This is a genomic window from Marinomonas sp. S3726, from assembly GCF_000967665.1.
In the GTDB taxonomy this organism is placed as follows: Bacteria; Pseudomonadota; Gammaproteobacteria; order Pseudomonadales; family Marinomonadaceae; genus Marinomonas.
In genome coordinates this window covers 65,200-76,971 of the sequence record NZ_JXYC01000005.1, presented here as the reverse complement: position 1 = coordinate 76,971, position 11,772 = coordinate 65,200, and the positions used below count along the sequence as shown (strand labels likewise).

Below are 11,772 nucleotides of genomic sequence, written 5' to 3'. Positions count from 1 at the left end.
TAGGACAATCCATTTCATCAACGATGCTAAAAAATTGACGAGAATTGTATTTAAAATGCTTAATCTTCATAGACTAAATATATAGGATGACTATCAGATTAAGTAAGTTTTGTTCAGAAATGCTGTTTTGTAAAATATCTTTTTAGCATGTATCAAGCTTTATAAGCCACCTAGCGTTCTTTGGATATTTCTAAATTTTACAAAAAATTTATTGGTTATAATTGACCACCGCCAACTGTCGAGAAACGAACAAAAACAGGCGTCTGTTGACCTTCGCTTTGCAAGAAGTTCGCTATCGTTAAATCCGCAAGGCTTTTATTTAACGTGAAGGTACCATAGGCACCTGTGCCACGGGCATGTACGACACGTTCTGGTAATCTTTCACGGTTAAAGTGCGCTAGCTTTTCAAACAAATAATGGTTGTCGAAAGTTAGCGGGCCACGGGCACCTACGCTAATACTGTTATTGTCATCCGCCACTGGTGCACCATTAGCAGAGGTTAGCTGTACATTTTGAGATTTATTATCTTGCATCTTGATTCCCACCTTATAGAAACGTTAATCCGCTGTAGCAAACCAGTTAAGCCCTGATACGCTGCGACAACTTCACTATAAGATGAGAGCAAAAATAGATAAAATTAATTACATAAATACATTCAATAGCAATTAACTAATGAGATTACTCACAAACCTCCATTAACGCTGAGTTAAGGCAGATGAATATTCTGTTCTTAGTTTTGCCTTTTGCACCTTGCCCATGGTGTTACGCGGCAACTCATCCACAAACAAGATAGATTTAGGTCGTTTATAGGCCGCCAAAGAGGCGCTACACAGGGCCCTGATTCCAGCTTCGTCATTATCCTCACCTTTAGCAACAACGATAGCCACAACTGCCTCACCAAAGTCAGCGTGAGGCACACCCATCACAGCACTTTCAAGCACAGATGCATGCTCATCAATCACCAATTCAACTTCTTTAGGATAAACATTGTAGCCACCGGAAATGATCAGGTCTTTAGAGCGACCTACTATGGTCAAATAAGCGTCATCATCAAGGCAGCCAAGATCACCTGTGATAAACCAGCCATCAGATCTAAGCTCTTCGGCTGTTTTTTCTGGCATCTGCCAATAACCCGTAAATAAATTTGGGCCTCTTACTTCTATTTGCCCAACCTCACCACTAGTCAAACTCAAACCTGTTTCTGAGTCTGTTATTTTGACTTCGACTCCAGGTAAAGCCAGTCCGACTGTGCCGGGGCGTCGCTCACCGTCATAAGGGTTAGAAGTATTCATATTGGTTTCTGTCATACCATATCTTTCTAAGATGGCATGCCCTGTCTTTTGCTGCCAAGCCTGATGCGTTTCTGCTAATAAAGGTGCAGAGCCAGAGACAAAAAGACGCATATTGGCGACTCTGTCTTTGGTTAATTCCGCATGCTTTAACAAGCGCACATAAAAGGTTGGAACCCCCATTAAGACACTCGCTTTAGGCAAACAGGCTACTATTTCATCAAGGTCAAATCGGTTTAGGAAATACAAGGAAGAGCCAGCACACAAGGTAATATTTAAGGCGACAAATAAACCATGGATGTGAAAGATAGGTAAAGCATGAATCAAGCGATCTTGCGGGCTAAACTGCCAATGCTCAACCAAGGTAAGTGCATTAGCGGCCAATGCCTCGTGAGATAACATGGCACCTTTGGAACGGCCTGTCGTACCAGAAGTATACAAGATGGCGGCAAGATCATTTGCCTCTCTAGGCACGGCATCAAACCCTGCGCTTTCTAATTCCCTTCGCTCAAACAGGGAACCAGCCAAGCCTGAGGCATCAAGTGTCAATAATGTCTTTACCTTAGCATGGGACGCTATTGGGCCCATGACCTGTTCAACGCCTTGGTCACAGACAAATACCTTAGGGCTGGCATCCGTTAAAAAGTACTCAACTTCGGCTGCTGTATAGTCTGTATTTAAGGGGAGAAAAACACCGCCAGACAAAATACAGCCAAGATACAGCTCAACAGTGGTGATGGACTTCCCCACCTGTACGGCAACTCTATCACCAGGCTCAACACCGGCTTTAATTAAGACCTTCGCTGTTTTTTCAGCATTGGCAAACAAGGCGGTATAAGTTACTTCTTCGCCCGATGTAAGATAGGCAAAGACAGCATCATCTTGCTTTAATGATGTCGAGCGCAAAATGCTTGCTAAGTAATTTGAATGATACAAGGTTCTCTCCATTAATCTGCTTTCCCTAAACGTTTCACCTCTGAAGACGCACTCACGATACCTTCACATAAGAAAGCCTCATGGTTTTTCTCGATATAATCGAGATCATACTCATAGTTCACCATCACACCCCAAGAGTTTGCTTGCCCTCGTTTAGATGGATCAGCCCAAACATTAATCTGCTGTAGTCTGGCACCATTTCCTAAATGGAAGTTAGATACGGGGTCATAAGGTCTGCCTTTTTTATTTTTCGCTTCTAATAAGAAACGCGCTGCCAAGTGAGAAACAGAAGCCTTTTGCTGTGTCATAAAATCAAGGTCAAACAGTGTTTCTTGCTGATCCAATGTCTCAATCAAATCTTTATATTGCTCAGTCAATTCATCATCAGAGTGAGCCCAGCGCCGTAAGCCAGGAACAGGCGACATGGTGACAAAACGCTTAAGCTCTGGCAGTTCACGTTTTAGCTCTTCCACCACCTGCTTAATTAGGAAGTTACCAAAGGAAATCCCTCTTAAGCCTGCCTGACAATTTGAAATAGAGTAAAACACAGCCGTGCTTGCCTCTTGTGGCATCAAGCCCTCTCTTTCTTCCGCAAGGATAGCGCCTATGGTATCTGGCATGTCAGAGGTTAAAGCTACCTCAACAAAGATTAGAGGCTCGTCTACTAGTGATGGATGAAAGAAAGCATAAAGGCGTCTATCTTGCGCAGCGACTCGACGTCGTAAATCATCCCAACCCTGTATTTCATGCACGGCTTCATAGGCAATGATTTTTTCAAGAATATTGGCAGAAGTAGACCAATCGATTCTTTCTAAACGTAAAAAACCTCGGTTAAACCAAGAAGAGAACAAGTGACGTATGTCTTTATCTAAGGCCGCTAAAGCTGGCTCTTTTTTCATATGTCGAATCAGGTCTTCACGCATCCCCACTAAGGCAGCTGTCCCTCCTGGGGCAAGATTTAGGCGTCTGACTAATTCTTGTGATCTTGGCTCTGAAGCAAAATGAATATTGCGGGTGCGCTCATCATCTGGGGTCTCTTGCCAAGCATCAAGCGCCGCTTTCAAGGCGACTTGATCAACACCAAACTCTTGGCAAATTGCTTGAAAGAAAGCCAGCTTTTGCGCTTGATCTAATGTCTTGAAGTCATCCAGAATTTCTTTGGAACGGGCAAGCCCTGTGGCTTCCCCTAAGTTTGATAGCAGGGCTTCACATTTTTGTGTGAGTGTTTGCTCACTGGTCTGATTACTGTCTAACATGGCACTGCCGATTTCAGTCACTCTCGAGACTAAATCTTCAATCATATTGCTCCAACGTGGCATAGGCCCTACCCCTTTTTCAAACGTTTTATCACCAAACCTAAGTTTAACGGATTGTATCGCTATAGAGGCTGAGAATTAGCCATTCTTTAGAAATATTGGTTATCACTCTTATAACTTGGTAAAAAAGTAAGTTTAAAAGGTTTCAGTTTTTCTGAGTTTTTCTAACTAACCTCTTGTTATAGCCAGTAATTTCACGGGCATATTAGTGAAACTTAATTAGGGTTATACTCATTATTCTTCTATTGAGATAAACAAGGTTGCTTGTGACAAACTCAACAAAAAAAATTGCCATCTTTGTCGATGTCCAAAACATCTATTACACCTCAAGGCATACTTTTGCGAAGCACTTTAATTACCAAAAATTTTGGGATGAGATAGCCGCCCAAGGTGATATTGTTGCAGCCTATGCCTATGCCATAGACAGGGGCGATACCAAGCAAGCTCAGTTCCAACAAATTCTTCGTGGTATTGGGTTCGAAGTAAAATTAAAGCCCTTTATTCAACGCCGCGATGGTTCAGCCAAGGGAGATTGGGACGTAGGTATTACCATCGATGTGCTCGCCGCTGCACCAGATGTAGATATTATTGTCTTAGCCTCTGGTGATGGAGATTTTGCCTTATTACTTGATGCTGCAAGAGAAAAGCATCAATGCCAAAGCCATGTTTATGGAGTTGATAAACTCACCGCTGCGGGCTTAATTGATTCTTGCGATTACTATCGCCAAATCAACAGCAGCCTCTTAATGTGAGAAGTAGGTAAGGCGAAAATCGATCTCGCTTCCTAACAAAATGGCCTATTATTGTATTGAGTCACTCTGGCTTTATTGCCGTATTTTATAGAGGTTTATCCTATGTCGAACCATGAAAAAATTAACTATGTCGAATTGCCTGCAAAGGATTTAGCCATAACAAAAACTTTTTTCTCGACGCTCTTTAATTGGTCTTTTACCGATTATGGCCCTGAATACACAGCTTTCTCTGATACCAGCGCTGGGTTAAATGGAGGCTTCTTTAGATCTGACCTTGCCAGCAACAGCCAACATGGCGGTGCCTTGATTGTGCTTTATAGTGAAGACTTAGAAGAGACGCTTGATAAAATACAAGCCTTTGAGGGCGGCAGCATCAATAAAGATATTTTTCATTTCCCCGGTGGCCGTCGCTTCCACTTTTTAGACCCTAATGGTAATGAGTTTGCGGTTTGGTCCGACATAGGTATCGAAGTCGCTTAACCCTAGTTACCAAATTAAACCCTGATCTGATATTACTTATACTGAACCATGCTCATTAACACTTTATGAGCTGATTTCGCTCACTTGTCGATAAATACTTTAATCGGGTAAACTTCGCTTCCATTCAGGGATCCTGTCCCTCCTAGGAAACTGTTTCATCGACAAGAGAGCCTAATGACTGCCCCTAAACTTGCCTACCAAAATAAACTTCAACAAGCCGACTTTATTCTAGATGAAGCACAGCAAGAGGCACTTGAAGCACTCGAAATACGTTATTGGCAGCTCAAAGAAGCAAAAGCTCAAGCACCCACAGACATCAAATCAGAAGACTTGTTGGCAAGTGAGGCTGAAGTCGATCAGTCAGAAACACAAAATACGCCAATTCAAGGCTTATATATGTGGGGGGATGTAGGTCGAGGCAAAACCTTTTTGATGGATATTTTTTATCAGGGCTTACCCGAGCAAGGTAAGTTACGTTTGCATTTCCATCACTTTATGGCACAAGTTCATAAAGAAATGCGCGCGATTAGTGGCCAGTCGAATCCGCTACTTCAGGTTGCTGAGAAGCTGGCAAGACAATATCAGATAATTTGTTTTGATGAGTTTTTTGTTTCAGATATTGCTGACGCCATGATTCTTGGCCAATTATTTAAAGGTTTGTTTGACCATGGCGTTACCTTAGTAGCAACGTCGAATATTCCTATCAATCGTCTGTATTGGGAAGGAGTACAACGACAACAGTTCGAACAAACGATCGACTTGCTAGAAAACCATTGTCAGCAAATAAACCTACGTGGCAGTGAAGATCACAGGTTACGCCATCTAGACCAAGCTCAGACCTATTTCGTCAAGGATGAGATCGACTTTTCAGCACTCTTTGCACAACTCAATCAAAGCTCAGATTCCCTTGTTACCAAACAAGAAAGCATTAGTATTTGTAATAGAGATATTCCCACAATACAACATGCTAGCAAGCTAGTCTGGTTTGACTTTAATAGCCTGTGTAATAGCCCGAGATCACAGCTAGATTATATTGAAATCGCCGCTCAGTTTGACACTATAATGCTCTCTGGTGTGCCAGCCCTTGGCGGTGAGGTCAGTGAACAAATTAAAGCCAGAGGCACAGAAGATGGCAGTTTCGAACCTAACCAGACCAGTGAAAGGAAGATTTCTTTTGCGCCAGAAGATGACTCTGCCCGCCGCTTTATTAGCCTAATTGATGAGCTTTATGACTGCCATAAAACCCTTTATTTAATGGCCGATGTCCCATTAGATGGGCTTTATCATGGTGGTGCTTTAAGCTTCGAGTTCCGTCGCGCCATTAGCCGCCTAGTCGAGATGCAAAGCAAACAATACCTTTCTAATCAAACATAGATCAGACATAGAAGCCTTACCCTTTTCCATGGAGCAGACATGTTTGAGTCTGCTCTGTGACATAATTTAGCCATTAAACTGACACATTTTTGTCATCACCCACCGCTAGCCTAAAGATTCGTCTTTTTCGATAGTGCTAGGAGCATGACAGTGATTCAAGTTGAACAGATTTTAGAAACAAGAAATCCTTACTTGTTATCTAAGTCCCCTTTACTGAAAAGTTCAGCGGTCAGTATTTTGAAACAACTGCTCCATCAAGATGAAGTCAACGCCTTTCTCGATGAACACAAAGAGGCTTCGGGTTTTGAGTTTATCGATAAGGTACTAGAGCACTTTAATTTTGCTTATCAAGTTAGCCAATTAGATAGACCAAATATTCCAGCAACTGGCAGAGTACTTATCATAGCGAACCATCCTTTGGGTGCATTAGATGGCTTAGCCTTAGTTAAACTGATTAGCGAAATCAGACCTGATGTCAAAATCATTGCCAATGACTTATTAGCAGAATTTGATTCATTAAAGCCTTTGGTTTTACCTGTGAATAACATGGAAGGCAAAGCGGGCCGCAAACAAATCCAAGAGATAATGCAGAGCCTACATAACGATGAAGCTGTCATTATGTTCCCCGCAGGAGAAGTGTCCCGTTTATCGAGTCGAGGTATTCATGACACCAAGTGGAATCAGAGCTATTTAAAGCTAGCACAAAAGACCAACAGCCCTATTTTACCGGTACATATTAGCGGCCGTAACTCATTCTTGTTTTATACCAGTTCATTGCTTTATCGGCCTTTATCTACCATACAGCTGGCAAATGAAATGTTTAAACAGCAAGATCGCAGCATTAATTTCAAAATAGGTCAAGCAATCGAGATACAGCAGCTCGCTGGTATGCCTATCTCCAATAAAGAAAAGAACAAGCTGGTTAAGCGCCATTTATATCGTATCGCTAAAGGCAAAAAGCCTTTACTTCAAACTCAAAAAACCATCGCCCACCCTCAAAGCAGGCAGCAAATTAAGCAAGAGTTAAAGCAAGCAGAGCTACTGGGGAAAAGTAACGATGGTAAGCTTATTTACTTGTTTGATTACCACTCTCAGTCTGCCACCATGCAAGAAATTGGCAGACTCAGAGAGATATCTTTTCGCCAAGTAGGTGAAGGCACAGGCCAAGCCTACGACCTAGATGAGTATGACAAAATCTATCGTCATCTTGTTTTATGGGATGACGAAGAGTTGGAAATCGTCGGCGCTTATCGCATCGGCGAAACAGCACGCTATTTAGAAGAAGGTTTAGAGAATGATATTTATAGCGCTGAGCTGTTCAATTATGACAAAAAAATGGCCCCATATTTTGCCCAAGGCATAGAATTAGGTCGCAGCTTCGTACAACCTAAATACTGGGGAAAACGCAGTTTAGATTACCTTTGGTATGGTATTGGCGCTTATTTAAATCGTCACCCCAATATACGTTATCTGTTTGGCCCTGTGAGCTTGAGTAACCATTACCCAGCTTTTGCTAAAGATCTAATCGTCAGCTTTTATCAGCGCCACTTTGCTGACAATGATAAGCTCGCGCACTCATTCACGCCCTACCACATCGGCAGTGAAAACAAGGCTGTCATAGAAGCTTTATTTAAAGGTGAATCTTACAAGGAAGATTTCACCACATTAAAAGAACAACTTAAGCACCTAAATGCCGTGGTACCTACTTTGTACAAGCAGTACAGTGAGATATGTGAAGAAGGTGGCGTCAGATTTTTAGATTTTGGTGTCGATGCTGAATTTGGTTATTGCATAGATGGGTTAGTATTAGTCGATATCAATATGATTAAAGCCAGTAAGAATCAAAGGTACAGAGGCGAAAAATAAACACCTACTGTGCCTTTAGGTCGGCCCGATATCTTGCTTCGGGCTGCTTTCTTGGGCCAACGCATCTTGCTCTGCTTTTTTAATCACACGCTTGTAGACCACATAAACAGCTAACTTAATAACAATTAAAACAGCCACAACAATATAAGCAATACTTTCAGGGTCCATAACCATCTCCTCTAAACAGATGCCTCAAACATAAGATAAATTTATCTTTGAAACATTGATCTATAACAGACAAAGCTAATATAAGCCTATCAGTTACTGAACCGGGTTAAAATAATACGCACTAAACTGACATGAATTACCGAATCATTACATATCTTAAAGTTATTCGATATCAGCATACTTGTTATGATTAGAGCTTATTGGGAAGCTGAATTATTAATGTTTAAGCTGGTGAAAAAAATAACAATTAAAGTGAGACAAAATGAAAGCGGATTTACTTATTCAAGTCGTGCTCCCTGCAGCTCTATTTATCATAATGCTTGGTATGGGGCTGTCACTTAAACCTTTAGATTTCAAACTCGTCATAGCCAAACCTAAAGCAGCGCTACTAGGGGTATTAGCCCAAATGCTGATGCTTCCCATACTGGCTTACCTCATTATTTTAAGCTTAAACATTGAAGGCCCTTTAGCTGTTGGCCTCATGATTCTCGCTTTATGTCCTGGTGGCACCACTTCAAATTTATACACTTATTTGGCCAAGGGGGATGTCGCCCTTTCTGTCACGCTCACCTCAGTGGTTAGCTTGATTGCACCTTTTAGCGTGCCTTTCATATTACTTATTTTCATGGACTTACTATTAGGGGCTGGCGAGCAGGTAAATCTGCCCATAGTAAAAACCATCATTCAACTGCTTGTGATTACTGTCTTACCCATATGCTTAGGCATGTTGATTTTCCGCTTTAAACCCGGCTTTGCAATCTCTGCTGAAAAGTTTGTCAAAATATTTTCCGTCGCCTTTTTGCTATTAATTGTGGCGGGAATTGTCGCTAAAAACATTAACCACATGGGTAGTTACTTCGCACAAATGGGGCTTGCGACCTTGCTACTCAATGTTGTTTGCATGCTATTGGGCTTTACCCTAGCAAGATTGGCAAAGCTCAACTTGGCGCAGCAAAAGTCCATCGCCATAGAAGTTGGTTTTCAAAACGGCACCTTAGCCATAGTCATCGCTCTTACCTTGTTACAAAACACGGAAATGGCTATCGCTGCTACCTGCTACTCATTACTCATGTTTGTCACAGGTGCGGTTTTCACACTGATTTTAGGTAGATTTAATGGTGCTGAAGCACCTGAATTAGCCAATAAATAATATTTATCATTGGCTAGTCCCAACGGCTAGCCAATGATTTTTTGTTAAAGCCTTTGCCTTATTTGTGGGCAATAAAACTGAAGTCCTGCCTTTTTGCCCCAGTTTTTTCCATTTCTTTTACCTAAGAAAAAAGCGCAAGCCTACTTTTCTATTATCAATTCCCCGCTATCATAATATTGTCCCTTATCTGTCATATAGACTAGATAACATAAGTAAGGATTGCCTTTATCTGGCGCAAGAATTGCAGTAAAGCATCTAGGTATTTCTTGTTTTGTCACGACATGGAGTTAAGCATGATTGAAAAAAAATATTTAAAAAGTAAGCCAGTTTGCAAAGTAAAATTCGCCCTAAGTAAAGAGCAAGTAGCCGATGCAAAAAGCATAATGCTAGTGGGTGAGTTTAATAATTGGGATGTGGCTGCCACACCGATGCGCAAACAAAAGTCAGGCGTCTTTGCCTCTACTTTAGATTTGGCTATTGATCAGACCTACCAATTTCGTTATCTGATAGACGGTAATATTTGGATTAATGATGACAAGGCAGATGACTATGTCGCCAGCCAAGTCAGCCATGAGTCCAACTGCGTTGTTCATGTCTAACGCATAAATTGGCTTAACTACACATTAAGCCAAGCAAGTTTGCCTCTTAGTCGCCTAAGAAGACATATTTAAAGACCACCTTTTAACCAATTAAGAGGTGGTTTTTTTGTGTCCTTAAAAGGTTAATCTGAATGATAAATTTACGACCTAAGCTTAGCTATTAGCACCAAGATTTAAACTGGATTTTCATGCGGGACTTACCTAGCGCAAAAAACCGTGTACAATGTTTTTATTAAATGAACGTTTAATAAAAGACTTTTATCTTAAAAATAGTCCAAACTAAAGCGTATCAACCTTATTTTTGTCGACTCGCAAGACTTCGTCAGGAGATTTTTATGACAACTCAACAACAGTATATTCACGGTCAGTATCAAGCCTCTACCAGTGGCGAAACTTTCGATACGACTAATCCTGCCACTGGCGAAGTTATTGCTAGTGTCGAACTTGCTTTAGCTGCTGAGCTTGAGGCCGCTGTTGAATCAGCAAAAGCGGGCCAAAAAGTTTGGGCGGCGATGAGTGCTGTAGAACGTGGTCGTATTCTAAAACGTGCTGCTGAGCTGTTACGTGAAAATAACGAAGAGTTGGCTAAGCTAGAAGTGCTAGACACAGGTAAGCCAATGCAAGAAGCAAACTGTGTTGATATTCTAAGTGGCGCAGATGTGATCGAATATTACGCTGGTCTTTGCGACAAGATCCAAGGTGAATACCAAGACCTTGGCGATGGTAACTTTTACTACACTCGCCGTGAAGCATTAGGTGTGTGTGCCGGTATTGGTGCTTGGAACTATCCAATTCAAATCGCTTGCTGGAAATCTGGCCCTGCTCTTGCGGCGGGTAATGCGATGATTTTCAAACCGTCTGAAGAAACGCCTTTAACAGCCCTTAAGCTTGCAGAAATCTATACTCAAGCAGGTTTGCCAGATGGCGTATTTAACGTACTTCAAGGGGATGCGAGAACAGGTCAACTTATTACCGCTCACCCTGGCATTGCCAAAGTGTCTTTCACAGGTGAATGTGGCACAGGTAAAAAAGTGATGACTTCTGCGGCACAAACACTTAAGCAAGTGACCATGGAACTTGGTGGCAAATCACCTATGATTATTTTCCCAGACACTGCGGTAGATGTGGCCGTTTCTGGTGCTATGCTGGCGAACTTCTACACCCAAGGTGAAGTTTGTACTAATGGTACTCGTGTCTTTGTTCACGAAGATATGATGGAAGCGTTTAAAGCTGAGCTGAAAGAACGTACAGAAAAAATGATCGTTGGCGATCCACAAGACTTGGAAACTCAAGTGGGCGCTTTGATTTCAAAAGATCACATGCATAAGGTGCTAGGCTTTATTGATGCCGCTAAAGATGCGGGTGCAACCTTGCTTTGCGGTGGCCATCAAGTGACTGAAAACGGCTTAGAAAAAGGTGCTTTTGTTGCGCCGACTGTATTTGTCGATTGCACAGATGATATGCCACAAGTTAAAGATGAGATCTTTGGCCCTGTTATGTCTGTTTTATCCTTTAAAGATGAAGACGAAGTCATCGCTCGCGCAAACGATACTAAATATGGTTTGGCTGCCGGTGTCTTCACTAAAGACTTTAGCCGTGCTCACCGTGTTATTGCGCAACTAGAAGCGGGCATTTGCTGGATCAATAACTGGGGTGCGTCACCTGCTGAAATGCCTGTAGGTGGTTATAAAGAATCAGGGATTGGCCGTGAAAATGGTGTAGAAACATTGCATCATTACACTCAAGTTAAGAGTGTGTATGTCACTTTAGAAGACATAGAGTCTCCGTACTAAGAAATAAACAGATTCATTCTCTTTTCGAGTCCCAAAAGAATTAGTATGC

The 11,772-nt window shown here is 41.8% G+C and carries 11 protein-coding genes; 7 read left to right on the top strand and 4 right to left on the bottom strand.

Features of this window, described 5'->3' with window-relative positions; all coding sequences use genetic code 11:
* Positions 1-215: 215 nt before the first annotated feature.
* From TW85_RS04965 to TW85_RS04955, 3 genes are all read right to left on the bottom strand, one after another.
* Positions 216-533, bottom strand: a complete 318-nt coding sequence (locus TW85_RS04965) for a catalase (RefSeq protein WP_046015990.1) — start codon at positions 531-533, stop codon at positions 216-218.
* 162 nt (positions 534-695) lie between these two features.
* Positions 696-2,225 carry a malonyl-CoA synthase gene (locus tag TW85_RS04960; protein WP_046016073.1) on the bottom strand — a complete coding sequence of 510 codons (1,530 nt, stop codon included), beginning with the start codon at positions 2,223-2,225 and terminating at the stop codon, positions 696-698.
* An 11-nt stretch (positions 2,226-2,236) separates the two neighbouring features.
* On the bottom strand, positions 2,237-3,544 hold the full coding sequence (locus TW85_RS04955; RefSeq protein WP_084616120.1) for a malonyl-CoA decarboxylase: 1,308 nt from the start codon (positions 3,542-3,544) through the stop codon (positions 2,237-2,239).
* 257 nt (positions 3,545-3,801) lie between these two features.
* Here TW85_RS04955 and TW85_RS04950 point away from each other — a divergent pair, with 257 nt between their 5' ends.
* From TW85_RS04950 to TW85_RS04935, 4 genes are all read left to right on the top strand, one after another.
* Positions 3,802-4,293, top strand: coding sequence for an NYN domain-containing protein (locus TW85_RS04950; protein WP_046015989.1), 492 nt, complete (start codon positions 3,802-3,804; stop codon positions 4,291-4,293).
* 102 nt (positions 4,294-4,395) lie between these two features.
* Positions 4,396-4,773 (top strand): VOC family protein, encoded by a 378-nt coding sequence (locus TW85_RS04945; protein ID WP_046015988.1) that lies wholly within the window; start codon positions 4,396-4,398, stop codon positions 4,771-4,773.
* Positions 4,774-4,947: 174 nt separating this feature from the next.
* The gene (zapE, locus tag TW85_RS04940) at positions 4,948-6,147 is read left to right on the top strand and encodes a cell division protein ZapE (protein WP_046015987.1); all 1,200 of its coding nucleotides are present in this window, start codon (positions 4,948-4,950) and stop codon (positions 6,145-6,147) included.
* Positions 6,148-6,291: 144 nt separating this feature from the next.
* On the top strand, positions 6,292-8,013 hold the full coding sequence (locus tag TW85_RS04935; protein WP_238326161.1) for a lysophospholipid acyltransferase family protein: 1,722 nt from the start codon (positions 6,292-6,294) through the stop codon (positions 8,011-8,013).
* 15 nt (positions 8,014-8,028) lie between these two features.
* Here the strand turns inward: TW85_RS04935 and TW85_RS26135 are convergent, their stop codons facing one another.
* Positions 8,029-8,181: a hypothetical protein gene (locus tag TW85_RS26135; RefSeq protein WP_157196889.1), complete on the bottom strand. Its 153-nt coding sequence runs from the start codon at positions 8,179-8,181 to the stop codon at positions 8,029-8,031.
* 262 nt (positions 8,182-8,443) lie between these two features.
* On the opposite strand from TW85_RS26135, the gene TW85_RS04930 reads away from it, so the two are divergent.
* From TW85_RS04930 to betB, 3 genes are all read left to right on the top strand, one after another.
* Complete coding sequence (locus TW85_RS04930) at positions 8,444-9,331, top strand: bile acid:sodium symporter family protein (RefSeq protein WP_046015985.1); 888 nt, start codon at positions 8,444-8,446, stop codon at positions 9,329-9,331.
* A 293-nt stretch (positions 9,332-9,624) separates the two neighbouring features.
* The gene (locus TW85_RS04925) at positions 9,625-9,930 is read left to right on the top strand and encodes an isoamylase early set domain-containing protein (protein ID WP_046015984.1); all 306 of its coding nucleotides are present in this window, start codon (positions 9,625-9,627) and stop codon (positions 9,928-9,930) included.
* 335 nt (positions 9,931-10,265) lie between these two features.
* Positions 10,266-11,723, top strand: coding sequence for a betaine-aldehyde dehydrogenase (gene betB / locus TW85_RS04920; RefSeq protein ID WP_046015983.1), 1,458 nt, complete (start codon positions 10,266-10,268; stop codon positions 11,721-11,723).
* Positions 11,724-11,772: the final 49 nt, after the last annotated feature.

Bases quoted from the DNA above. Each gene is read 5' to 3' on its own strand.
- TW85_RS04965 (WP_046015990.1), bottom strand. From the start codon at position 533: ATGCAAGATAATAAATCTCAAAATGTACAGCTAACCTCTGCTAATGGT.
- TW85_RS04955 (WP_084616120.1), bottom strand. From the start codon at position 3,544: ATGCCACGTTGGAGCAATATGATTGAAGATTTAGTCTCGAGAGTGACT.
- TW85_RS04945 (WP_046015988.1), top strand. From the start codon at position 4,396: ATGTCGAACCATGAAAAAATTAACTATGTCGAATTGCCTGCAAAGGAT.
- zapE (WP_046015987.1), top strand. From the start codon at position 4,948: ATGACTGCCCCTAAACTTGCCTACCAAAATAAACTTCAACAAGCCGAC.
- TW85_RS04935 (WP_238326161.1), top strand. From the start codon at position 6,292: ATGACAGTGATTCAAGTTGAACAGATTTTAGAAACAAGAAATCCTTAC.
- TW85_RS26135 (WP_157196889.1), bottom strand. From the start codon at position 8,181: ATGGACCCTGAAAGTATTGCTTATATTGTTGTGGCTGTTTTAATTGTT.
- TW85_RS04930 (WP_046015985.1), top strand. From the start codon at position 8,444: ATGAAAGCGGATTTACTTATTCAAGTCGTGCTCCCTGCAGCTCTATTT.
- TW85_RS04925 (WP_046015984.1), top strand. From the start codon at position 9,625: ATGATTGAAAAAAAATATTTAAAAAGTAAGCCAGTTTGCAAAGTAAAA.
- betB (WP_046015983.1), top strand. From the start codon at position 10,266: ATGACAACTCAACAACAGTATATTCACGGTCAGTATCAAGCCTCTACC.